This window comes from Bacillus sp. MT94, from assembly GCF_058792475.1.
The window spans coordinates 189190-212437 of record NZ_JBXAEZ010000006.1 but is presented as its reverse complement, the minus strand read 5'-3'; the positions used below and the strand labels follow the sequence as shown (position 1 = coordinate 212437).

The following is a 23248-nucleotide window of genomic DNA, read 5'->3' as shown; positions in this document are numbered from 1 at the left end:
ACATACATGAAAAAGAGTTTCAAAAACTAAAATACTAATTTAGTCATTTTTATAATGATAAGTCAAATTTTTATTATTTTCTTATTTTTAAGCGGACACATCTACTTGTTTTTTCGCCATATGTTGCTTTACTCCAACTAATACAACTAACAATAACCCTCCACCTATTGTCATCATAACAATGCTAGTTGGCAACATATCTAATAGTAGTCCATATACAATCATACCAAGCGGTGCGATTGCAGTCGCAATTGTTTCAAGTAGGCCAAACACACGCCCTAGGTAGCTGGGATCTGTCGTTTTTTGCATATGTACTTGCATTGGAATGTTTACAATCATAATTGCTATACCAGTTAACATCATAAAAGCAATATAGTAAATAAAACTTGCTACTTTTGGAATGACAACTAACAACGGAAAGACTGTACATAAACTTAAACCTGCAAACAAAAACAGTCCAGTATAAATAGAACGAAATGGATTATTCACTTCTTTACGCACTGATAAAGCAATCGCTCCCATTAGCATCCCGACTGCTAACATTCCCTCTACAGTACCGAGTTGCCTTGAAGATAAATGTAATGTATGGACGATAATGTACGGAAGTGCAACTGTTAGACCACACGCAAAAAAGTTTACCCACAATGCTATTTTCATTAAACCATATATTTCACGTTGTCTTTTTACATATAAAAAACCTTCTTTTATACTCGTCAAGAAATGCTCTGTACTTTCAGCCACTTCTTTTTTATATAAATCAAATACGATAAATAATTGCAAAATAACCGCTAAAAAGAACGTAATGCTATTTAATAGGAAAAACGATTTAATTGAAAAGAAACCATATACAACTCCGCCAATAATCGGTCCTAAAATATTTGATAAAGAAGCTGCCGTTTGATTTAAAGCACTCGCTTTTTGAATACGTCCTTCATCTACTAAACTCGGAATAGACGAAGTTAATGCAACAGAATAAAAACTTGCACAAATTGATAATAATGCTGCTGAAATATAAATAAAAAGAAGTGATGGCCCAAATATAGTAGCAAGAATAAACATACTAAGCATCGTTAAACTACTTAATAAATCAGTACCAATGACAAGCCATTTTCGATTCACACGGTCTGCTACAGCACCAGCAATTGGGCCACAGATCATCCTTGGAAGTGATCCGCAAACGAGCGTAATTGCAAACCCCATCCCTGAACCAGTAGTCTTTAATACATATAACCCCATTGCGAACGTATAAATACCTGCGCCTAATAAAGACGTCATTTTTCCAATCATCATTAAAATGATATTTCTAGTTGCAATCTTCATTCTTGAATCATGTTGTCCTATACTTATATCTCCCATTTTTGACTCTCTCCCCTTAAAAGTTAAATTGTGTTAAACTTATTATATAATCAACTTTCCAATTTTCACAACAAAAAGTTAAATACAATTAAACTTTTTAAATATAAAGGAGCAATAATATGGCAACTCTCGGTGAAAAAATTAAAGCATTACGAAAAGATAAAAAGCTTACGCAAACAGCACTGGCAGGTTCGGAACTGACAAAAAGTATGCTTAGTCAAATTGAAAATGGAAAAGCTACACCTTCTATGAAAACATTACAATATATTGCGGAAAAACTTGAATGTGAAACTAGCTTTTTATTAGAAGAAGATGAAGAAGAAATTGTGGAACTCATTCAAAAAATGGAGCCATTAATAAAATCAAATAAATGCGATGAAGTATACAAGACTTTACTACCTATCGTTCAAAAAGAACTATCCCTTACTTTAAACACAGCACGTTTATATAAACAATTCATAACTGGAGCGGCCATTATGAACGATTATAATATTGAATATTACGTTGAAACAGCTGTTTCTATATTTGAAAAATATACTTTGTATCGTGAAAGTACCGAAACGAAATTACTGTTTTACTATATGCTCTACAAACGGAAAAAATATAAAGAATGTTTACAGTTGATTACCAAAATTCGCGATGAATATAAAACGAAGAATTTAGAAATGGATCTTATTACACATATACAATTATATTTAAAAGAAGCAATTATTTTACTCGCATATGGTAATTATGAAAAATGTGAAAAAATCATTTTAGATGCACTTGCATTTTCAAAAAAACATCAAGTGTATTATAAAACAGATGAATTTTACCGTATTTTATCTTATCAAAAAATCATTACAACCGATAAAGAACGATATTTATATTACATAAAAAAATCGGAGCAATTTGCCATTTTTACAGAAGATACTTTATCCGCTGCAAATATAGATATATTAAAAGCTTATTACTACAATACCGTTACAAATGAATATACAATTGCATTAGAACATTTAGAACAATTCCGAGAAAAACTAAAAGATGTACCGATTTTTCAAGAAGATGGATTGTATTATCTTGAAAAAGGAAAATCTCTGTATGGTTTAAAACGTTACGAGGAAGCTTTGGAAACATTAAAACGTGCTAATATTCCAGATTATATGAGTCATCCACTTGATCAGTCATGGTTATTAACAGCTGGCTCATATCGTGCCCTGTGTCATATAGAACTTCAAGATAAACCAGCTGCTCTGAAAGAAGCAAAAGAAGCAGTTCAAACGATAGATGGTTATCCTGATTCCATCTTTTCTTCATTTATTAAAGAAACATTACAAATAATACAAAAACTTTAAGAATGTCTCTAAATGGTATATTATTCCTCTTTTTTAGCAAAGATAATAATGATGGGAGGAATATAAATGAATATACAACGTGCAATAGAGCTTTCTGTGTCAGCGGAACAAGCCAATGTCAGTTTTCAAGGCATGCCTGTTATGATTCAACACGTCGATGAAAGCAATGAAACCGCCCGCATATATGAAGTAAAAAACCCAGGACGCGAATTAACTGTTCCAGTTAATAGCTTAGAGGAAATATAAGAAATGCCACTTCTCTTTTGAAGTGGCATTTTTCTTATTTCAGATTACTTATTATAAATTTCTTCAATCTTTTATTTTACATGAGCTGAAAAAATAAGAATTTTCTACTTCTTTTCTTTTTATGACCTGCTAAAATACAAACTATGGATTAATTATTCGTACTATACATTAAGGAGGAAAAATAATGGCATCTAATTTAGAAAAAAACAAGCCTTATTATGCAGTTATATTCACTTCTAATTTATCAAATGATACAACAGACTATAATACCGTTGCCGGAAAAATGGAGGAACTTGCAAAGCAACAACCTGGATTTTTAAGTGTAGAAAGTGCACGAGGTAATTCTGGACTCGGAATAACAATTTCTTATTGGGAATCACTTGATGCGATTGAAAATTGGAAAAAGAACGCCTTACATAAAGAAGCGAAAAAAAGAGGTCGTGAGCAATGGTATGAAAACTTCCACCTGCGTATCTGCCTTGTTGAGAAAGAATTTAAGTTTCAAAGAGGCACAATATAACTATGAAGAAAAAAGTAGCTCTCGTTATTGTTCATGAAATATATGGTGTGAACGACCATATGCATCACGTTACCAACCACTTTACTTCATCTCATATAGACGTATTCTGTCCTAACCTTCTACAATCGCAACATGCATTTCATTATAGTGATGAAGAAAAAGCATATGAACATTTTGTAAATCATATTGGATTTGATTATGGAAAAAAGCAAATTGAAGAATTCATTTCTCATCTTTCTAGTAGTTATACACATATTGGTCTTATCGGCTTTAGCGTTGGAGCTACCGTCTCATGGCTATGTAGTAGCAATCCGAAAATAGATTTTATTATCGGATGTTACGGTTCTCGTATACGCGACTATGTTCACATAAAGCCTACATGCGCTACACTACTTATATTTCCTGAAAAAGAAGCTAGTTTTTCAGTATCCTCTTTAATTCAAACATTGCAGCAACAAAATAATCCTTTATTAGAAATAAAACAACTACACGGTGAACATGGATTTCTAAATCCGTACACTGAAAAATATAACAGGCACTCTACAAAACAAGCATACAATTTAATAGATTCATTTCTTGTAAAGTGAAACTTCAATCAGTGGGGGGCATCCCCCACCTAATCTCTTTTCTTACGTTGAGTTTTAAGGTGTGGGTCTTACTGCCCATGCGTGATAAAAACAATCTTATAAAGGAGACTCGAATGACGCTGACATTACTCTTACTTGTTTTCATACTCATTGCCTTTATCTCAGCGCTAACTATCATTTTTAAAACCGTAAAAAAAGGACTATTTTTCAACCGCTCCTACTTACAATCTATTATCATTTGCATTTTATTTTTTACAAATTGGATTTTATATGTAACAACTTTTTATTCGTTACTCCCCGAGAAAGTTAGCGAGTTCATATTCCTGCCCATTTGGTTTTTCCTTTGTATTTTAGGATTTATCGCTTTTTGGCACGAATGAAGAAATAATCGTGTGTTCTCGATATGTATTGGTTTTCTTTCCTTTATTAGTTTTCTATTTTGGTTATTGTTGTTAGTTCTTTCGGGGATGTAATAGAAGAAGGAAGAAAAGCCAACTTTCAACTTTTCTTCCTTCTATGTTTACCTTTAGCTTTCACTGTCACTGATTCACAAGGTGTATAATATATTTGAGGCGTCGCCTTATCAACAAACATCATAAATGTAATAAAACCGAGAATAAAGAAAATAAACAACGTTAACAAAATTGCTCCTATCGTTAAAAGTATCATAACACCACCCCTATATTTTTCATGTTATTACACTTTTCGCTATTATATGAGCTAAATCCTTTTTAGAAAAAGAAACGTAACAAAATAATCACAACCACTCCCGTTAATACTGTACCTAATAAACTACGAGTATATATCGCTACAAGAAATGTTGGAATTGCTGCAATAAGATAATCCCACTGCATCGTCTCATGCATAAATAAAACTTGTGCTAAAAGCGCTGCTAATATCGCAATTGGTATGTAATTTAACCATTTTAAACCCCAGTCAGGAATTTGTAGTTTGCTAAATACGAGTAGAGGTAAAATACGTGGCACGAGTGTAACAGCTCCTGCTGCTAGTAAAAGTAATAATACATCTAATCTCATTTCCATTTTTCAATCACCACTCCAATCGTCGCAGCTAGTAATGTTGCGATAATAACCGCTATACTATCTGGCATAAATAGGTGTGAAACGTATGCGATAATAATCGATACAATTGCAACACTTAAATGAATTACTAGTTTTGGTTTACTACTTATGAGCTGAAGAACAAATAATCCGATAAACATCGCTGGTAATGCATAATCCATCCCGTATGTATGTGGATCTGGTATCCACTCACCAAATAGCCCACCAATAATGGTAGCAAGTATCCAATTTAAATACGCTGTTACGTTAAGCCCAATCATCCATCTTTCACCTAAATATCCTTTTTGCGCTGCATGCTGCACTGCAACGCCGAAAGTTTCATCTGTAATTTGCGAACCGATGATTACGTTTTTAAATAGAGGAATTTTCGTAAAGTACGGTGCAAGCGCTGCGCTCATTAATAAATGGCGTAAATTAACAAAAAATACAGTAAAAATAATTGCGGAAGCAGGAGCACCGGCTGCATACATACCAGCTAATATAAATTGGGCAGAACCTGCATAAATTAAAGTGGACATAAATGCAATTTCAATGATAGAAAAACCTGCTGTTTTTGCAATTACACCAGCTGCTATACCGATGCTCAAATAACCAAATACAGTTGGTAAACAATCTTTTACTCCTTGCTGAAATGTATCATCGCTCTGCAAAGCTACATGTGCCTCAGCTTTACTCATCCTTATCATCCTCCATTCCTTCTAAAGTTCGTTTTCCTGTTACGACATGAACTAAATCTATATTTTCACGCCATAACGTATCTAACTTATCAGCTCCAAATTCCTTTGTGATTTCTTCAACCATAATATCGTGCCGCACATACTCTGTCGCAACGAGAACTAGCGCTGGGTCATACGTTGTAACGGCCCATGAAGTGCTATCATTTGAGAAGTTCGCAATTAATACTTCCTCCCCATCACGAGCAATAACAGTTAAATGACCCCCCATTCTCTTTTCAACAACGTGGGGCGTCATATAATTATGATGAAACGTCGCTCCTATTTTTGTTTCTGGAGCTCCAAATAAGATTGAAAATATATGTACGCCTTCCTCTTTCTTTTGATGAATGTATGGCTCAATTTCATGCACTTGATCTTCCCATACAGAAATCCATAACTCTTCCTTTGCCCTATTAATTATATTGCATATTTCTTTTAAAACACGATCATTTGAGCGAATATGCGAAATTACATCTATTTGTCGCTCTTGTTCTAAACAATTTAGTTTCTCATCTAAAAATTCAAAGGATTTTTCAAAGTCTTTTCGCATTCGATTCATTAATTCGGTAGCTGGTACTGGTACATATTTAACTGGTTCAGAAGGTACAATATGCACCGCTCCTTTATCCATTAACTTACCGAGTACCTCGTAAATCATAGAACGAGGTACTCCTGTTTGTTTACTCACTTCATAGCCTGTTACTGGGGAGTGTTTTAACAATCCAATATACGCTTTACATTCATACTGGGAAAATCCTAACTTTTGTAATTCCTTTATAATTTCATCCATCGGTAACCCCTCACAATCTAAATCGCCCTTACTTCAAAACGACGATTTTGCTTCCCTTTACTTTTTACTTTATCAATAACAAGTGTTCCTATTTCACTCGTATTTTTCACATGTGTGCCTCCACAAGCTTGTTCGTCTAAATTTTCAATTGTAACAATGCGGATTTCTTGGATAGTAGTTGGCAGGAGATTTATTGCTGTTTTAATCATTCCTACAGCATTTTCTGCTTCTTCGCGGCTCATATAGCGAGTGGAAATTTCTTTATTTTGCTCAATAAGTTTATTCACTTCCTCAACAATTTCTTCTACTTCCACGCTCGATAACTCTTGTAACTCATTAAAATCGATACGGGCTTTATCAGGATAAATTTGGTTTCCGGTGCATAGAGCTCCATACTTTTCATAAACAACAGCTCCGATAAGATGCAGTAAAGAGTGATGACGCATTAAATTATGACGTCTTTCCCAATTCATCTCTAATTTAACTGGACCTAATTTTACTTGAGCTTCATCTTTTATATAGTGAACTATTTCTCCCTGCTCCTTCTTTACTTTTTCAACCTCAAATACAGACCCATCTTGTACAATAACACCCGTATCACATTCCTGCCCTCCACCAGTTGGATAAAAAACTGTTTCTTTTACAAATACTTTATTCCCTTCTACTTTTATCACTTCTGTTTCACAACTCGTTTTGTATGCATCTTCTAAATATAATGCCGTTGTCATACTCTCACCTCTTTAGTAGTTATAGTTATACCTACTAATATAAAAAATAACATTCATACAGTCAACTTATATTTCAGAATTTTTAATTTTAAACAAAAAAAGCCTTTTACAATAAGGCTTTTTTCTACATACTATTATTTATTTTAACTGTAAAGTATTTAATATGTTCCCCGCCAAATGCTCCCGTAAAGTACAACCTGTATACTCTTCCCTAAATACACCCGCCTTCACAAATAAAGGGATGACTTCACTAAAGAATAGATCTAGTGACTTTGGAGGTCCTCCTGGAATGGCAATAAATCCATCTAACGCCCCTGCCTCAAACCTATCCATAATTTGCTTCGCAACGTCTTTTGGTGTACCAACTGCAACCCAATGAGCCGATCCAACAACTTCTGGTCGTTCTAGTATTTGTTCAACTGTTGGTTCATTTTTAATAATGAAGTTCCGTAATAACTCGGCATGAGTTTTACTGCGAACAGTTTGATCCCGACTTGGCAGCATCTCTTCCGTAATTTTACTTTCTAGCGGAATCCCTCTCGCATCTAATCCGAGAACCATTTCAAGTAACGTATATCTCTTCTCTTTTGTGAGATGTTGATGAGCTTGCCTATGCATTTCTAACGCTTCTTCATATGTATCACCTATAAAGAAATATAATCCAGGTAATACACGTATAGCATCTTGCTTGCGGCCATGCTGTTCTGCTCTTCTTCTTAAATCTTGACGAAGTTCAATACCTGACTCTACATCTGGCGTTGCAGCAAAAATTGCATCAGCAACAGAAGCAGCAAAATTCCGACCAGACTCTGAAGCACCGGCTTGAAATAATGGCATTTCTCCTGATATATGCTGCGGAATATTAAGTGGACCTTTTACCTTAAAGTACTCACCATTATGCTCAATAGGCTTTACCATCTCTCTAATAACATCAGTATTATCTACTTTCAATACTTCATTAGGGTGACTCCTCCAAAGTTTTCTTACTAACTCTGTACATTCTGCCGCTTTCGCGTATCGTTCCTCAGATGATGGCATCCCTTCCTCACCAAAGTTTTCAGCACCGTCAATGGATGTAACAATATTCCACCCTACTCGGCCGTTACTAATCCAGTGTAACGATTGTAATTGCCTTGCTAATATATATGGTGGATAAAACGAAGTTGAAGCAGTTGTAACGACTCCAATTTTTTCTGTCGCATAAGCAATAGCAGTAAACAGTAACGTCGGGTCTAAAATGACACTCCCTTTATTACGAGCAATTAAATCTGGGTGCGCCACTAAATAATCGGCTTTAAAAACAAAATCTAACTTAGCCTTTTCTGCCTGTAGTGCCAACTCTACTTGTTCATCAATTCCGGAATTAAACTCATTCAATTCTTCTTTCTTTCTAGAAATTAAACATAATCCAATGCAAAGTTGATTCTTTGTAGACATATATACACCATCCCCTTGTTTTTAATTCACTTAGTTAAACAAATGTTGCTGTCATTATGAAATTCTATTCTTATGAAAAAAGATATAATGATATTGATAATCATTATCATTTTATGATGTAACTGTAATAAAAGCAATAACAAAAAAGACTCCCACTTTTGGAAGTCCTTTATCTCAATATTTCATTCGCTTCTTTTTCATAAATTTTATCAAATGACGTCATAACGCGCTGTGATGCTTGAATCATCTTTTGATCCGTCATAAGATCGGCCATCTCTTTCGTCATATCTACATTTGAATTTTCTAGCATATGATTTTTTACTATTCCTGTTCCGTTCGGTAAATTAGCAATGTTTCCTTCTGCTAGTGTAAAGCTTTTATTTTCACGTTGCACGAGTCGAGCATTCGTTTCTGCATCTACTGTTTTTGTTTGTAAACGAGCAATATTATTTTGTGTTACTTCATCATATAATGTACCGTCTGCTTGTACAGCAACCTTTGCTCCTTCCGGAATACGAATACGCTCATTATTCTCTCCCATTACGAAAGCACCTGAAGATGTTTGTAAATAACGATCACTATTTAATGTGAAACTACCATCTCTCGTTAAAAACGTTTCATCATTTTTAGAAGTAACGAAAAATGATGCTGTGCCGGCTGCGCCGTCATCTAAAAAGAAATCTGTAGCGCTATTTGTCATTTGTATATTTCCTTGTACTAAATTCACATGTGTTGCAGCTGGTACTACAGCATAATCGACCGAACCGATATTTGTTACCGCCCCATCTCCGCGGCGATATGTGTCTTGTACATCAAATACTTTAGACGTCATATTTTCTGCTTTAAATCCTGTCGTTTGAGCATTTGCAACGTTATTCGAATGAACATTAATTCGCTGCATGTAGTTCATCATACCCATAGAACCTATATAAAGACCGTTCATATTCGTTTGAATAAGGCAAGCGCCTTATTCTTCACCTCTTTTCTACGATGTTTGTAACATTTGTTTCGCTAAATGTTCAGCTGTAGCGATATGTATATTTTTCCTTATGTCTTGGCCGTCTGTCATTAATACAATAGGAGCTGATGATACTGCTGGAATTTTCAACAATTCACCACTACTTGCTGTTTCATCAAATTTTGTAAACACAATACCATCTATATGAATATCTTTAAAGTTTGTAATGATTTCAATCATATCTTTACTTTTCATCGAAGCTGATAACGTTAAACAAATATAATCTGGTTCTACTTGTCCCATCGTTTCAATCATTTCTTCCACTGTTTCTGTCGTACGATAATTTTTTCCGGCTGTATCAATTAAAATATAATCGACGCGTGCTTCTTCTTTAAAATACGTAAGCGCTCTTGTCATTGCAGCTTCATCACGCACAGCAATTACTTCAGATCCAATTGTTTTTACGTTATCTTGCAATTGCTGCACTGTCCCTATGCGCGAATGATCTGTCGTTATAAAACCAACTGTTTTGTTCTTACCGTGAAATTGCCATGCCATTTTCGCAAGCGTCGTCGTTTTACCAACACCAGTTGGACCGATTAATGCGATTGTTTGTACTTCTTTTTCAAAGACGTTTTCCGTATTGAAATGAGATTTCATATCTTCCAATATGTACCTGATAACTTCTTCTTCTGTAATCATCGTTGCATTTTCAAACTTTATTTTTAACTTTTCAGCATATGCATAAATGAAATATTGTTCTACATCGTTTTGTTCTAGCATCCGAATTACTTTTTGAATAATAAACGGTACAGATTCTTGATTTTCTTTCTTTGGAACTACTTCTTCTTTCTTTACCGGAACGACTTGTTTCACAACTTTTTTCTTTTTCGGTACTTCCGTTTCTTTCGTCTGTTTCACCACGACAATCCCTTTTTCAAACAGCTTTAATAGTTTTTCTTTTTTTCTTGCCCATTCTTCACTATTTCCTGTTTGCATTGCCGCGTATGACATAGAAGTCGTTACGTTTTCTAAATTGTGCAGTACTGATTGAATTCCATTCGCCTTCACAATTTGTTCTGAAGGATCATTCACGACATCCATTAACTGTTCATGAAATTGTGCTGTACCTTCATTCACTTCTTCCTGTTTTTCTTCTGGAAAAGCAACTAACATTTCATAATCCTTTTTCCAGAAAAACGGTATATTTCGTTTTACACTTTCATCGACAACGTAATAATAATCTGTACCATATTGGTCAAATAACTTTCGATACAATTCATTTTTCGAAGCTGCTTTTATTCGCATTAACGCTTCTTTCTTTTCTGTACTTTCCATTACTTCACCCCCTACTATTCAATATAGGCAATTTGATCCACAACAATTTCTGGTGCTAATTCGCTAATACAAAGTACTTGTGCTTCCACTTGATAACGTTCTAGCAGTCTTACAATCGCAAATCTAAAATCTTTTCTACGTGTTAATAACACTGGTTCTCTTCCCATTAAACGTGCTTGCTTAAAGACGCGTTGCACTTGCTCAACGACACGTGTTTCTAAATCTAAATCCCAGTTTAATAAGTAACCTTGATATGAATTATTCACAACATCCGCATCTAACTCAATTGAATCAGAGAAGAGCGCTGCATATATTTTTCCGTCCGGATTTTTCGCATTTTCACAAATAACTTTTGAAATACATTCACGAACAAATGATGTCACACCGTCAACGTGGTTTTGATACACTTCTTTTCCGTCAATAATACCTTCAATAATTGTTGGTAAATCACGAATAGAAATACCTTCTTTTAGAAGTTGTTTAATAACATTTTGAACGAGTGATAAATCAATTTCTTTCTTCTTAATCTCTTCTAATAGAACGCCATTATCATTTTCAAGCGAGTTAATTAAGTCTTTTACATGTTGACGCTGAATTAATTCATGAAGATTACGTCTAACGATAACATCTAAATGTGTAATTAATATGCTAAGTGGCTCTAACACTTGATAGCCTTTCATTTGTGCATCTTGCACCATATGCTCTAAAATCCAATATCCATCTTCACCGAAAATTGGATCTTTCGCTGGCTCTGCATCTAAATCAGCCATTACGTTCGGTGTTTTCAGTGCTAATAAATAACCTGATTTTAAAACACCTTCAGCCGCCTTCGCACCTTTAATACGAATAATGTAACGACCACGTGGTCTAAAACTCGTATTATCTTTAAAGTTAATTCCAGGAACGTTAATACCGAGGTCAGTAATAATCGACTTCCGCATAAGAACAACTTTATCACGAGCTGTTTCCCCGTTAATTTTCTGCTTTACAAGTGCTGCTAAATCTAAACCGAGTTCTACAATAATCGGATATTTATCCGTAAATACTCCGAATGAATCTTCCACTTGTTGCAGTTGCTCATCTTCACCTTGAATCATTTCTAATTCTTTTTGAAGCTCGTCTTCTTTTTCTTTCTTTATTCGATTTTTATTACGAATGCCTAAGAAGATAATCGTTCCACCAACGAGTGCGAATGGTAAAAACGGTAGCGGAGTAAAAATACCCATTGCAATAAATAAACCACCAAGTGCATATACAACGACTTCATGTGCTAATAGCTCTTTAAAGATACCTTCTGTTACTGTATCCGGTGAGCCGTCAAATACACGCGTTACGATAATACCTGTTGAAATTGCAAGCATTAACGAACCGATTTGGTTTACGATTCCGTCACCGACAGTTAACTGTGTATAATGAAGAGCTGCATCTGCAAAGCTCATTCCTTGCTGCATCATTCCGACAATTAAACCGAAAATAATGTTTACGAATAAAATGACAATCCCGAAAATAACGTCCCCTTTAATGAACTTTCCGGCACCATCCATCGCTCCGTAAAACTCTGTTTCCATATTTAATTTTTTACGTTTTGCCTGTGCATCTTTTTCTGAAATAATACGCTGGTTTAAATCAGCATCGATAGACATTTGTTTCCCTGGTAAAGAATCAAGTGTAAAACGAGCTGCTACTTCAGCTGTACGAGACGCACCGTTTGCAACGATAAACTGAAATATGATTAAAACTATAAAAATAACGATACCAATTAATAAGTTCCCGCCAATTACGAACTGGCCAAACTCTTCAATAACATGACCCGCATTTCCGTCTGTTAAAATCGCTCGCGTCGTCGAAACGTTAATCGATACGCGGAAAATCCCGATTAATAACAACATCGTCGGAAATGACTTTAACTCATCCCACTCGTTAATACTTGTCGCTCGCATATAAATAAGCACTGACATACTTAGTAGAAAAACGATAACGATATCAAGTATAAATGGTGGAAGTGGAATTAAGAGCGCCACAACGAATGACGCTGCTAAAAAGATAGAAAAATAGGTTCTTGCAGAATCCATCTTAAACAAAGAGATCCCCTCCAAACGCGCTATTATACTTCAAGTTCATTCGTTTGAATTAAATAGCGCATAACTTCAATTACAGCTACGTATAAATCTTCAGGAATTGTCTCATCTTCCTCGACTTGATAATATAAAGAACGAGCAAGCGGACGGTTTTCCACCATTGGTATTTCATGTTCACGGGCAAGCGTTCGTATATATAATGCGAGCTCCTCTTCCCCTTTTGCAACGACAATAGGCGCCGCATCAACTTGTTTATTGTACCGAAGCACCACTGAAATATGCGTCGGGTTGTTTACAATAAACGTTGCACCATCCATCTTCTTCGCGATTGTCCCTTGCAAGATCGCATGCATAAAGTTTTTTCGTTTCCCCTTTACTTGCGGGTCCCCTTCATTATCTTTATGCTCTTGTTTCACTTCTTCTTTTTTCATCTTAATATCTTGTTCATACTCCCATTTTTGATAAATGAAATCGATAATAGAAAGAACGATTAAAATAATTAAAATTGCTAAGAAGATAAATTTAATTTGCCTAATAATTTCAGTAAGTGACGCAGTCCAGTTAAATCCAATCATACTGACGATTTTCTCTAAATTCTTTTTAAAAAGAACGTACGAAACGTAACCGATTAATCCCATATAAAACAGTGATTTCAAAATATCTACTAAACTTTTACGACTAAACAATCTCGTAAAATAGTTTTTCGGATTGATACGTGACGCTTTCGGTTTAATGACTTTAGAAGAAAATAGGAAGCCGACTTGAATCATATAATTGAATAAATGAAAAGCATATACGAGTATTAATATCGGAGCCGATACTTTCAGTAATAAAATCCCCATTAAATAAAAATACTCGGTTGAATCTGTATTTTTTCCAATTTGATCAAACAGCACCGCTACGGAATTTGCAATCTCATAACCTAGCCAATCTCCGAAGAAATAAACGACAACTGCTAATACGAGAATGGAAAATAAATTATTTAAATCTTTACTCCGGGCAATATTCCCTTCTTCACGCGATTTTTTACGCTTCTGCGGGGTGGCCTTTTCTGTTTTATTATCCTTTGCCATGCGCGTCCCCCTACTTCGTTAAGAAAAAGTTAAATAGTTTCGTATATTCTTCAAGTAATACATCCGTCATATTTTTAAACACATAACCGAGCATCGGTACACTCATCGCAATAAACAAAATACCACATGTAATTTTAATTACGTATGCATTCATAAAAACGTTTAATTGCGGAGCATTTTTTGCAATTAAAATTAGAACAAAGTTAATGATGAATAAACTTCCCATAAGCGGCAGAGCAATTTCAACCGCTGATGTGATCGCAAATAATAACGTTGCGAGTAGACTATCTAAAAAACTAGTCGTCAACAATTTTGAAATCGCCTCTGTATATTGAAACGACTTTAAAATCGTGGCAACGAAATAGTTAATGCCGCCAAGTGAAATAAAAATAATAAGAAAAAATATATCAAAAATGGTTGATAGTAAAGTAGACTGTGAGCCCGCATTTACATCAAACAAACTTGCTTGTGATAAACCGATATCAAAGTCTAAAATATGCCCTGCCATTTTCGGAATGTTCCACAGCATCTCTACAATTTTTGAAAGTGATAAACCAATTACAATTTGCGTTGCTGCATAAGCTGCAACGTCCCAAACTGTCTTGATGTGAGAGACATCCACTTGATCGGCCACTGTAATTGAAAGAGCAAGTCCAAATGTAACCTTTGCCATCGCCGGAATTGATCGACCTGAGAAAAACGGTAGAAAATATAAAAATGAAGTAATGCGACAAAACGCAAAAAACGTCGCCGCCCATAATTCCATATTCATTTCAGTTCACCTATCTTAGTACGAACGCAATAGCGATGGGATTTTATCAAATAAATCTAAAATAAGCATCGTTAACTCTTGGAACATCCACGGACCTAAAATGATAATAACGAGCACAATACTCGCCATTTTCGGTAAAAACGTCAGCGTTTGCTCTTGAATTTGCATCATTGCCATAATAACCGCGATAATAATAACGACAATCAGACTTACAACGGCAATCGGCATTAAAATCATAACCCCTTTATAAAAAAAGGTTTGGAAAATATCTATAATTGGTGACGTATTCATTTATATGACTCCTATCACATAGCATCAAGCGCTTCAGGCGACCGTCTTAAACATAATATCGACGATTTTTGTATATCCACCTAAATATACGAAAACGAGTATTTTAAACGGTAAACTTAAAATCATCGGCGGTACCATCATCATCCCGAGGTACATTAAAAGTGTACTAATAATCAAATCTATAAATACAAATGCTAAATAAATGAACATCCCTGTTAGTAAACCTTTTTGAATTTGCGTTAACGTAAAGGATGGTACGAGTGTAAATAAGGAAAGATCTTTCAAATCTTTCGGCAACTCTTCTCCGCGTACTTTCAGCATCATTTTCAAATCATGCTTATACGTATGCTTTGACATATATTCTTTCATAATAGGAGCTGTCGTTTCCGCAGCTTGGCTTACTGTTATTTTCTCTTTCGTCATCGGATCCCACACATCGCTCTTCAGTTGCCCGAGTACAGGCTGCATCGTAAAGAGTGATAAAAATAATGCAAGTCCAACAAGCACTTGGTTTGGTGGTAAATTCATTACCCCAAGTCCTTGACGTGTAATCCCAAGAACGATCATAAAATAAGTAAAATGTGTAAATAATAGAACGATAGAAGAAGATAATGATAAAAGGGTAACGAGCGCAAATAGTTGTACACTTGAATTACTCGTAAACTCTTTTCCATTTTCGAAATTAATAAAACCGTTCGGGGCCGCATACGCTGGATTTACAAAAATAATTGAAAAAACGATAGAAAATACGAAAATAACGGCTAATAATGATAACTGTTTCTTTATTCTCATGATGGATCCTCTACTTTTTTCGTTTCAGTCTTCACCGCGTCTTCTAGTGCTTGTTGAAACTGATTTCCTGTTCCGGTTAATTGCACAGACTGCACACCGTTATTACTAATAACAGTGAACACTTGCTTTCCGTCCACTTCAAATAAAAAGGCACTCGTTTGATGATTTAAATACACGCCGTCTTTTACTTGAATATGGCCATTTTCACCCTGCTTAAAAAACTGCTGTTTGCGCGTCTTTTTCGTCATATAATATGCACCGTAACCGAGCGCACCAAACAGTAAAACGACTTGAAATAAGGTCGTCATATACGACATATGACTCCTCCTCTACTCTTTATCTTGCATTTGACTTTGCGCTTTCATAAGCGCCGCTTGTTTCTTATCAGCTTCAATTTCAGAAATGATAATACCGAATTTCTCGTCCATTACAATTGCTTCACCGATGCCGACTTTCATATTACTTAAATACACATCTACTTTATGTCCTAAGTTTTTCTCTACTTCAAGAACATCGCCAACTTTTAACTGCTTTACATCACCGAGCGTAATAGATGACTTTCCAAGCTTTACACCAAGTTCAATCGAAATATCTGAAACAGTATCAATATGTGCTTTACCTGCTTCATTTCGCTTTCCTGCAAAATCTTCTAATCCCATTAATGACACAGGAGATACTTCATGCTTCATATGGATCCTCCTACTCTACAAAACTTTTAAATAGGAGCGCCTTACGCGTTCCATCTTTTCCAATAAAACAATTAAATTTATGCTTTCCATCTACATAACCAAGTAATTCATCCGAAACTTTCGTATGAAGCGGAATAATATCGCCTTCTTCAATTTGTTCAATCTCACTCATTGTCATTTTCTGCTCACCAATCGCAACGTGAACAGGTTTGTACACTTGATTTACTTTCACTTCCACTTCAGACGTATACTTCCTACGTTTGTCCGAAGAATGTTCGACAATATTTTCAGACGTTAACTTATCCATAATTTCTTCAACAGATAAGAACGGAATCCCGATACGCACCGTCGTATTCCAAAAATCTGTTTTCATATTTACGTTAAGTAATGAAATGATATCGCTCGCTGTCGTAATCTTTAATGCATTCGGATCTGTTTCCGTTGTTACAAATTTCGGTTCAATCGCAACAACACTTTCAAATGATTGCTCTAAATTTTTACAAAGAAGCAAGAATATATTATCAAGCGTTAAAAACTCAAATGCTGTTAACGGTCTGCGCATCGTAAAGTTACGCTTACTATCTCCGCCAAGCCAACATTCATGAATATAAATAACGAATGCTAAATCAATCTCAATAACAATTTCTCCAAGCTCTGGTAAACCGAGATCAATTACGCAATATAAATAATAATCTTTCGGCATTTTCTCCACATACTCACTCGTAAATGGAACTTGCTCAACCGTTGAAGGCTCTAGTTCAATTGGAATACGCATACGCGCTGATAACGTCTGTGACGTCTGTTTCCCAAACGTAGAAGCAATCGCTTGCAAACTACGTAAATGCTCAACACCGAACTTCTCTGGTCTATTAAAATCATACTCTTGAAATTTCTCTTGCTTTCCTGCTTCTTGTGCGAAAGCTGGCATTTCCTCGCCTTCATTTACCGCCTTCAGCAGGGCATCAATTTGCTCTTGGCTTAATTTTTCGCCACTCATGACAATCCCCTTCCCTACCTTTTCAATTCAACGATTTCAACGTACATCTTCCCATTCTTCGTCAAAATCTTTCCGGTTCCAATCTCTTCATTCTCAAGCATAAGACGCACCGTATTTTTCGTTGAATTTTCAAGACGATACAATGTACCTTTCGTAATATGAAGCAGATCTTCAATTTTCTTTTTCGTATTTCCGATTTCAAAATAAATTGTTAACGGAATATCATCTTGTAATTTCAAATCTAGCCAACTCCCATATCATGTTCACGAAAATTTCATGTTCTCTCTATATATGAAACTTCTTATTTTGAAACGTCGATATTTAATATTTTTTTAATATATCCTTGCGTTTCTTTAAATGGCGGTACGCCTCCGTACTTTCTCACATTACCAGGACCAGCATTGTAAGAAGCAAGTGCCAATACTAAGTCGCCGTTATTTTTCTTTAAATAACCGCTTAACTCTTTCACGCCACCTTCAATACTTTCAGCTGGTGAAAATGGATTCTTCACACCCATCTCTTTCACATTCGCTGGCATAAGTTGCATAAGACCCATCGCACCTGCATGTGACACCGTTTTCGGATTAAAATTAGACTCTACTTCAATCATTTTTTGAATTAACGTTTTCGGAATTCCGTATGTACGACTTACACGATCAATAATATCCTCATACTTCCCTTCATTGGAAGAACGTATTTTTTGAATATTATACTTCTTCGTTAATTCCCACGTATCAGCAGCCTCATTTTTCGTTTCTGGGAAACGTCGTTCAAACTCTTTTTGCGCAACTTGCACTTCATCTGCTTTCTTCTTTTCAACCTTTTCTTCAGGCTTACTCGCTTCCTCTACTTTATTAATAGTTTCTGCCGGTTTATTAACAACCGCTTCTATTTTCGTAGATTGTACCGGCTGACTCATATCCTCTACTTTTGCCGGCTGCGTAGTTTCTTTCGTCTCCTTCGCAGGTTCACTCTGCAACTTCTCTTGAAAACGACTACTCACAAATGCTTGTGGACTACTTAACTTTTGCTGAATTTGTCCTTTTTTATATGCAAGCACTTCTTTTACTATATTTCCAACTATCATAATATCACCTTTTCGGTAAACAAAGATAATCTAATATTAGAGTTTTTTTTTAAAGTTTGCAATAATCCTTTTAATAATTATGTAATAAAAAAATGAATATATTGTTAAACTGTTATTTTTTTATATTTATTAATTCGAATTTTTAGTTGACACCCGTTGTAGCAAGGATTACAATAAATCTCGAAATTGATTTTTTCGCATATTACCGTTTTTCAATTTGCAGAAAAGTCAATATAAAAAAATGGGGGTTTCTTAACATGAGAATTAATACAAACATTAACAGCATGCGTACTCAAGAGTACATGCGCCAAAACCAAGCTAAAATGAGCAACTCTATGGACCGTTTATCAAGCGGTAAACGTATCAACAACGCTTCTGACGATGCAGCAGGTCTTGCAATCGCAACTCGTATGCGTTCACGTGAAAGCGGATTAGGAGTAGCAGCTAACAACACACAAGACGGTATGTCTTTAATCCGTACAGCTGACTCAGCATTAGGTTCTGTATCTAACATCTTACTTCGTATGCGTGACCTTGCAAACCAATCTGCAAACGGAACAAATACAAATAAAAACCAAGTTGCACTACAAAAAGAATTTGCAGAATTACAGAAACAAATCGATTATATTTCAAGCAATACACAATTTAACGATAAAAACCTATTAGATGGTTCTAACAAAACAATTAACATCCAAACTCTTGACTCTGAAGATGGTTCAAGACAAATTGGCATTGAATTAGGAAGTGCGTCTACTAAAGCTTTAGGAATTGATACACTAAGCATTGGTTCTACGAAAGTTACTCAAGCTGCAGTTGATAATGCTACTGATACAATTGGTGCATTAGCAACAGGTTCGACTCCTGATGATGTTGCAAAAGCAAAAAAAGCATTTGATGAAATTAAAGATGCTTTAACTGATGCTGATTCTAGAGAGCTAGCTAAAGCATTCGATAATTACGATAACGCAGCAACTGCTAATAAAGGTACAGCTGCTGAGGCAATTGCAACAGCTTACGGTAAAATTACAGCACCTGTAACTGCTAAAGTTTCTAAAGAGGTCTACACTGAAGCTGCTAATGTAATTGAAGGACTTAAAGTAGGGTCATCTACTGCTGAGGTTAAAGCTGCTCAAGAACAATTCAATAAAATTAAGGATCACTTAACAAAAGGGCAAAGAAATGAAATCCAAAAATCTTTCGATGCTTATAATCCAGGTGCCACACCACCTGTAACAGCTGAAACTATTTCAGCTAAATTTAAAGCTCAAGTGACAGCACCTCCAGCTTTCGCTACTGCAGCTGATGAATCTGCTGCTAACCCATTACAAGCTATCAAAGCAATTGATGCAGCAATTAAAAATATTGCTGACAACCGTGCAACTTTAGGTGCTACATTAAACCGTCTAGACTTTAACGTAAACAACCTTAAGAGCCAAGCATCTAGTATGGCATCTGCTGCTTCTCAAGTAGAAGACGCTGACATGGCGAAAGAAATGTCTGAAATGACTAAGTTCAAAATCTTGAACGAAGCTGGAATCAGCATGCTTTCTCAAGCAAACCAAACTCCACAAATGGTTTCTAAATTATTACAATAAGCCATTTGAGTTAGTTTCCTGAATAAACCTCTCTGCTTGCGGAGAGGTTTATTTTTTTCTATATAGATAGATTATTTATAAAACCTTCTTTTTTATGTGGAAGAAAGCATCTGCGGTGCATAGAAGCGGTCAGTGCTTATCTTGATCCCCTCTTATGTTAAAACACAAATAGCAAATAAGCATAATCCTTTTATCTTTTCATGACCTTTTATTAGCTTTAGAACACTAACTATATCAATCTATAAGGAGTGTCTATTATGCGTATTGGTACGAATGTTTTAAGTATGAATGCTAGGCAGTCGTTGTATGAGAATGAGAAACGTATGAATGTTACGATTGAGCATTTGGCGACTGGTAAGAAGTTAAACCATGCTTCTGATAACCAATATTGCAATTATGACTCGGATGCATGCGAGAGCAAGTGGTATGCGCGTGGCGATTCGTAATAATGAGGATGCGATATCGATGCTTCGCACGGCGGAAGCTGCCCTTCAAACTGTGACGAATATTTTACAGCGTATGCGTGATTTAGCCGTTCAATCCTCAAACGGTACAAATTCAAATGCAAATCGTGATTCGCTGAATAAAGAGTTTCAGTCTTTAACAGAACAAATTGGCTATATTGGCGAGACGACTGAGTTTAATGATTTATCCGTATTTGGTGGTCAAAACCGCCCTGTTACATTAGACGATATCGGTCATACAATAAATATGACGAAACATATTCCCCCTTCCCCTGCACAACACGACATCAAGATTTCAACAGAGCAAGAAGCAAGAGCTGCAATTCGTAAAATTGAAGAGGCTTTACAAAATGTATCACTTCATCGTGCTGATCTCGGTGCTATGATGAATCGTTTACAGTTTAATATTGAAAATTTAAATAGCCAAAGTATGGCCCTAACAGATGCTGCATCTCGAATTGAAGATGCGGATATGGCGCAGGAAATGAGCGATTTTTTAAAGTTTAAATTGTTAACTGAAGTTGCACTTAGTATGGTTTCACAAGCTAATCAAATACCGCAAATGGTTTCTAAACTACTACAATCGTAAAAGTTCATCTTCCATCTTTGGAACGATTCCATACAAAATAAAAGGGAAATACATATAAACTATGTATCTCCCTTTTATTTTGTACCCAAATTTTTTTACTGTGTTACGGTCATAACTTGTCCACTACGATCAACCATAATTTTCATTTTACCGTCTTGTGCATTATATAGCCCTAGTTTATGTAATTCCATTTTACAATCTTGTACGAAAGTTGGTAATTTACGAATTTGATCGATATCAGAACTTGTAATGAAATGAATTAAAAGCTGCGTCATGCCTTTAATATCTTGTACAAGCTCTTCTTTCTCTCGTTTTAACCTTTCATTTTCTAGTTGTAACGACTGCAATTCACCTTCTAAGCTACGTGTATTCTTTGCTTCTCTAGAACGCCCTGCTGCCATGCTAGAAAGCTTATAAATACCTTCCATAAACTGATGTAGTTCGTCTTCTTTCCTTTCACTACACTGATTAATTGTTTCAAAGTTATCAACGATACCAGATATAACTGTTACAAGATTTTTTTCATCCTCTTTATGCTGGATTTCTTCTTTTAATTCGTACTCATTTTCTTGTTTTCTTGCAACGATTGTCTCTTTTACTGGTATATATTTTCTCTTTCGTCCTGGTTTTTGTTTTTCAATATTTTCAAACGGTATTTCACGTTTTTTCAATTTATAATACGTATTTTGCAATTGACTTTCTGTTTTTGGAAAAAGATTTAGTTCATTTTTACTTACGTATTTTGAAATATTTAAAATGTTTAAACCGTGACGTTGACAAAATTGATACACTTCATACAATAGCTCTAGTTCAGACTTCAGCCATGTAATTGCTGATTTTTCATATGCTCGCATCCCGCCATTTTTTTCTATATCTATTTGAAATAATACCATTCTATTATGTAAATCAACTAATTCTTCATACTTTACTTGGAATTCTTTTTCTATTTTTTTAAATTCCACCTCTAGTTGCATATCGTTCATTTTATTATTTGACATGTTTTGTAAAAGACCTAATACATTAATTGCTGTGTGGTGATACATAATCTGTGCCACTCCCCCTCATCCTTTCACAATTCTCATCTGACTCCCATGTCTTTTAAGAAAATAGCAATTTTTACATATCCATATTATAACAGTTCGAAATTATCTGTCAAATAATTAACATACAAAAATGTATAGAAAGTATAAAAATTTGGAAAATGTTTTTTTATTAATATGCAAAATTACATATTAATTACATTTAATTATATTATATGGTATTTTGAATATTTTTTCACCGAAAAAATTTGCGTTACCACGAAATATTACTAAAATAACCATCGAAAATACGTTTGCTTATATTTTTAAATCAAAAATCTCTAAATAAAGATTATTCACACATACAGCGACAAACACCCAAGAAACCTTTCATTTTTCTACCAGCTTAAAGTATAGAATACTAAAAAGGAATTAGCCATATGTAGCATTGGCTAATTCCTTCCCCTCTCTAACAGAATAGAGTTATAAATCCAGTCTTCAGATCCTCAATCAAAGTCTCACTTCTTCTTACCTAAAACTACTTCATACCTCTGAACTCACATCGCATAAGACTCTATTAATCACTAAAAACTTCCTTACATAAGTAGTTCCCCTATTCCTACTAAATAGAAAAATGTTATACGCCAGCTCTTCTACTTACCTATAACCACTCCATATGTCTGGTCTCAACATCGCATAGGGCTCTATTA

Annotated in this window: 25 protein-coding genes and 2 pseudogenes; 7 read left to right on the top strand and 20 right to left on the bottom strand. The window is 35.1% G+C overall.

The window, feature by feature from the left end; translation table 11 throughout:
• Positions 1-87 precede the first annotated feature (87 nt).
• A complete protein-coding gene (locus AC1Q51_RS22110; RefSeq protein ID WP_065228583.1) occupies positions 88-1356 on the bottom strand; it encodes an MFS transporter in 1269 nt (422 codons plus the stop codon).
• Positions 1357-1475: 119 nt separating this feature from the next.
• Here AC1Q51_RS22110 and AC1Q51_RS22105 point away from each other — a divergent pair, with 119 nt between their 5' ends.
• The 5 genes and pseudogenes from AC1Q51_RS22105 to AC1Q51_RS22085 all read left to right on the top strand — a co-directional run bounded on the left by AC1Q51_RS22105 (position 1476) and on the right by AC1Q51_RS22085 (position 4516).
• The gene (locus AC1Q51_RS22105; RefSeq protein WP_000212337.1) at positions 1476-2690 is read left to right on the top strand and encodes a helix-turn-helix domain-containing protein; all 1215 of its coding nucleotides are present in this window, start codon (positions 1476-1478) and stop codon (positions 2688-2690) included.
• Between the two features lie 66 nt (positions 2691-2756).
• Positions 2757-2936 (top strand): H-type small acid-soluble spore protein, encoded by a 180-nt coding sequence (locus AC1Q51_RS22100; protein WP_001025734.1) that lies wholly within the window; start codon positions 2757-2759, stop codon positions 2934-2936.
• Between the two features lie 184 nt (positions 2937-3120).
• Positions 3121-3456, top strand: coding sequence for an antibiotic biosynthesis monooxygenase family protein (locus AC1Q51_RS22095; RefSeq protein WP_097853432.1), 336 nt, complete (start codon positions 3121-3123; stop codon positions 3454-3456).
• 2 nt (positions 3457-3458) lie between these two features.
• A complete protein-coding gene (locus AC1Q51_RS22090) occupies positions 3459-4043 on the top strand; it encodes a dienelactone hydrolase family protein (protein ID WP_090976015.1) in 585 nt (194 codons plus the stop codon).
• 113 nt (positions 4044-4156) lie between these two features.
• Positions 4157-4516: pseudogene (locus AC1Q51_RS22085) on the top strand (hypothetical protein).
• Positions 4517-4541: 25 nt separating this feature from the next.
• Here AC1Q51_RS22085 and AC1Q51_RS22080 read toward each other — a convergent pair.
• The 18 genes from AC1Q51_RS22080 to AC1Q51_RS21995 form a co-directional block, all read right to left on the bottom strand.
• Positions 4542-4712: a DUF3951 domain-containing protein gene (locus tag AC1Q51_RS22080; RefSeq protein WP_000602245.1), complete on the bottom strand. Its 171-nt coding sequence runs from the start codon at positions 4710-4712 to the stop codon at positions 4542-4544.
• 62 nt (positions 4713-4774) lie between these two features.
• Positions 4775-5086 (bottom strand): AzlD domain-containing protein, encoded by a 312-nt coding sequence (locus AC1Q51_RS22075; protein WP_000425944.1) that lies wholly within the window; start codon positions 5084-5086, stop codon positions 4775-4777.
• Entirely contained in the window at positions 5077-5802 is a 726-nt protein-coding gene (locus AC1Q51_RS22070; protein WP_090976013.1) for an AzlC family ABC transporter permease, read from the bottom strand. The genes AC1Q51_RS22075 and AC1Q51_RS22070 overlap by 10 nt, the downstream gene beginning before the upstream one ends.
• Entirely contained in the window at positions 5795-6631 is an 837-nt protein-coding gene (locus AC1Q51_RS22065; RefSeq protein ID WP_000343355.1) for a TrmB family transcriptional regulator, read from the bottom strand. The genes AC1Q51_RS22070 and AC1Q51_RS22065 overlap by 8 nt, the downstream gene beginning before the upstream one ends.
• Before the next feature lie 17 nt (positions 6632-6648).
• Positions 6649-7359, bottom strand: coding sequence for an alanyl-tRNA editing protein (locus AC1Q51_RS22060; RefSeq protein WP_088114225.1), 711 nt, complete (start codon positions 7357-7359; stop codon positions 6649-6651).
• 138 nt (positions 7360-7497) lie between these two features.
• A complete protein-coding gene (locus AC1Q51_RS22055; protein ID WP_492331712.1) occupies positions 7498-8796 on the bottom strand; it encodes an NtaA/DmoA family FMN-dependent monooxygenase in 1299 nt (432 codons plus the stop codon).
• 169 nt (positions 8797-8965) lie between these two features.
• Entirely contained in the window at positions 8966-9739 is a 774-nt protein-coding gene (locus AC1Q51_RS22050; RefSeq protein WP_090976009.1) for a flagellar basal-body rod protein FlgG, read from the bottom strand.
• Positions 9740-9781: 42 nt separating this feature from the next.
• Entirely contained in the window at positions 9782-11092 is a 1311-nt protein-coding gene (gene flhF / locus AC1Q51_RS22045) for a flagellar biosynthesis GTPase FlhF (protein ID WP_071730842.1), read from the bottom strand.
• Between the two features lie 14 nt (positions 11093-11106).
• Positions 11107-13173, bottom strand: coding sequence for a flagellar biosynthesis protein FlhA (gene flhA / locus AC1Q51_RS22040; protein ID WP_016082170.1), 2067 nt, complete (start codon positions 13171-13173; stop codon positions 11107-11109).
• 23 nt (positions 13174-13196) lie between these two features.
• Entirely contained in the window at positions 13197-14243 is a 1047-nt protein-coding gene (gene flhB, locus AC1Q51_RS22035) for a flagellar type III secretion system protein FlhB (RefSeq protein WP_492331711.1), read from the bottom strand.
• 10 nt (positions 14244-14253) lie between these two features.
• Positions 14254-15015, bottom strand: coding sequence for a flagellar biosynthetic protein FliR (locus tag AC1Q51_RS22030; RefSeq protein WP_001055695.1), 762 nt, complete (start codon positions 15013-15015; stop codon positions 14254-14256).
• 15 nt (positions 15016-15030) lie between these two features.
• Positions 15031-15306: a flagellar biosynthetic protein FliQ gene (locus tag AC1Q51_RS22025; RefSeq protein WP_001098080.1), complete on the bottom strand. Its 276-nt coding sequence runs from the start codon at positions 15304-15306 to the stop codon at positions 15031-15033.
• 33 nt (positions 15307-15339) lie between these two features.
• Positions 15340-16098, bottom strand: coding sequence for a flagellar type III secretion system pore protein FliP (locus AC1Q51_RS22020; protein ID WP_001220582.1), 759 nt, complete (start codon positions 16096-16098; stop codon positions 15340-15342).
• Positions 16095-16415 (bottom strand): hypothetical protein, encoded by a 321-nt coding sequence (locus AC1Q51_RS22015; RefSeq protein ID WP_000121178.1) that lies wholly within the window; start codon positions 16413-16415, stop codon positions 16095-16097. Before AC1Q51_RS22015 ends, AC1Q51_RS22020 begins: the two co-directional genes overlap by 4 nt.
• A gap of 12 nt (positions 16416-16427) precedes the next feature.
• Positions 16428-16787 (bottom strand): flagellar motor switch protein FliN, encoded by a 360-nt coding sequence (gene fliN / locus AC1Q51_RS22010; protein WP_000680010.1) that lies wholly within the window; start codon positions 16785-16787, stop codon positions 16428-16430.
• A gap of 10 nt (positions 16788-16797) precedes the next feature.
• Complete coding sequence (gene fliM, locus AC1Q51_RS22005) at positions 16798-17784, bottom strand: flagellar motor switch protein FliM (protein ID WP_000012361.1); 987 nt, start codon at positions 17782-17784, stop codon at positions 16798-16800.
• A gap of 14 nt (positions 17785-17798) precedes the next feature.
• The gene (locus AC1Q51_RS22000; protein WP_000775712.1) at positions 17799-18023 is read right to left on the bottom strand and encodes a flagellar motor switch protein FliN; all 225 of its coding nucleotides are present in this window, start codon (positions 18021-18023) and stop codon (positions 17799-17801) included.
• A gap of 62 nt (positions 18024-18085) precedes the next feature.
• Positions 18086-18871 (bottom strand): lytic transglycosylase domain-containing protein, encoded by a 786-nt coding sequence (locus AC1Q51_RS21995; RefSeq protein WP_090976007.1) that lies wholly within the window; start codon positions 18869-18871, stop codon positions 18086-18088.
• Between the two features lie 257 nt (positions 18872-19128).
• Here AC1Q51_RS21995 and AC1Q51_RS21990 point away from each other — a divergent pair, with 257 nt between their 5' ends.
• On the top strand, positions 19129-20466 hold the full coding sequence (locus tag AC1Q51_RS21990; RefSeq protein WP_090976005.1) for a flagellin N-terminal helical domain-containing protein: 1338 nt from the start codon (positions 19129-19131) through the stop codon (positions 20464-20466).
• A gap of 257 nt (positions 20467-20723) precedes the next feature.
• Positions 20724-21519 (top strand): annotated as a pseudogene (locus AC1Q51_RS21985) (flagellin N-terminal helical domain-containing protein).
• Between the two features lie 95 nt (positions 21520-21614).
• Here the strand turns inward: AC1Q51_RS21985 and AC1Q51_RS21980 are convergent.
• Entirely contained in the window at positions 21615-22562 is a 948-nt protein-coding gene (locus AC1Q51_RS21980) for a DNA-binding domain-containing protein (protein ID WP_000274682.1), read from the bottom strand.
• Positions 22563-23248: the final 686 nt, after the last annotated feature.

Bases quoted from the DNA above. Each gene is read 5' to 3' on its own strand.
- AC1Q51_RS22110 (WP_065228583.1), bottom strand. From the start codon at position 1,356: ATGGGAGATATAAGTATAGGACAACATGATTCAAGAATGAAGATTGCA.
- AC1Q51_RS22105 (WP_000212337.1), top strand. From the start codon at position 1,476: ATGGCAACTCTCGGTGAAAAAATTAAAGCATTACGAAAAGATAAAAAG.
- AC1Q51_RS22100 (WP_001025734.1), top strand. From the start codon at position 2,757: ATGAATATACAACGTGCAATAGAGCTTTCTGTGTCAGCGGAACAAGCC.
- AC1Q51_RS22095 (WP_097853432.1), top strand. From the start codon at position 3,121: ATGGCATCTAATTTAGAAAAAAACAAGCCTTATTATGCAGTTATATTC.
- AC1Q51_RS22090 (WP_090976015.1), top strand. From the start codon at position 3,459: ATGAAGAAAAAAGTAGCTCTCGTTATTGTTCATGAAATATATGGTGTG.
- AC1Q51_RS22080 (WP_000602245.1), bottom strand. From the start codon at position 4,712: ATGATACTTTTAACGATAGGAGCAATTTTGTTAACGTTGTTTATTTTC.
- AC1Q51_RS22075 (WP_000425944.1), bottom strand. From the start codon at position 5,086: ATGGAAATGAGATTAGATGTATTATTACTTTTACTAGCAGCAGGAGCT.
- AC1Q51_RS22070 (WP_090976013.1), bottom strand. From the start codon at position 5,802: ATGAGTAAAGCTGAGGCACATGTAGCTTTGCAGAGCGATGATACATTT.
- AC1Q51_RS22065 (WP_000343355.1), bottom strand. From the start codon at position 6,631: ATGGATGAAATTATAAAGGAATTACAAAAGTTAGGATTTTCCCAGTAT.
- AC1Q51_RS22060 (WP_088114225.1), bottom strand. From the start codon at position 7,359: ATGACAACGGCATTATATTTAGAAGATGCATACAAAACGAGTTGTGAA.
- AC1Q51_RS22055 (WP_492331712.1), bottom strand. From the start codon at position 8,796: ATGTCTACAAAGAATCAACTTTGCATTGGATTATGTTTAATTTCTAGA.
- AC1Q51_RS22050 (WP_090976009.1), bottom strand. From the start codon at position 9,739: ATGAACGGTCTTTATATAGGTTCTATGGGTATGATGAACTACATGCAG.
- flhF (WP_071730842.1), bottom strand. From the start codon at position 11,092: ATGGAAAGTACAGAAAAGAAAGAAGCGTTAATGCGAATAAAAGCAGCT.
- flhB (WP_492331711.1), bottom strand. From the start codon at position 14,243: ATGGCAAAGGATAATAAAACAGAAAAGGCCACCCCGCAGAAGCGTAAA.
- AC1Q51_RS22030 (WP_001055695.1), bottom strand. From the start codon at position 15,015: ATGAATATGGAATTATGGGCGGCGACGTTTTTTGCGTTTTGTCGCATT.
- AC1Q51_RS22025 (WP_001098080.1), bottom strand. From the start codon at position 15,306: ATGAATACGTCACCAATTATAGATATTTTCCAAACCTTTTTTTATAAA.
- AC1Q51_RS22020 (WP_001220582.1), bottom strand. From the start codon at position 16,098: ATGAGAATAAAGAAACAGTTATCATTATTAGCCGTTATTTTCGTATTT.
- AC1Q51_RS22015 (WP_000121178.1), bottom strand. From the start codon at position 16,415: ATGTCGTATATGACGACCTTATTTCAAGTCGTTTTACTGTTTGGTGCG.
- fliN (WP_000680010.1), bottom strand. From the start codon at position 16,787: ATGAAGCATGAAGTATCTCCTGTGTCATTAATGGGATTAGAAGATTTT.
- fliM (WP_000012361.1), bottom strand. From the start codon at position 17,784: ATGAGTGGCGAAAAATTAAGCCAAGAGCAAATTGATGCCCTGCTGAAG.
- AC1Q51_RS21995 (WP_090976007.1), bottom strand. From the start codon at position 18,871: ATGATAGTTGGAAATATAGTAAAAGAAGTGCTTGCATATAAAAAAGGA.
- AC1Q51_RS21990 (WP_090976005.1), top strand. From the start codon at position 19,129: ATGAGAATTAATACAAACATTAACAGCATGCGTACTCAAGAGTACATG.
- AC1Q51_RS21980 (WP_000274682.1), bottom strand. From the start codon at position 22,562: ATGTATCACCACACAGCAATTAATGTATTAGGTCTTTTACAAAACATG.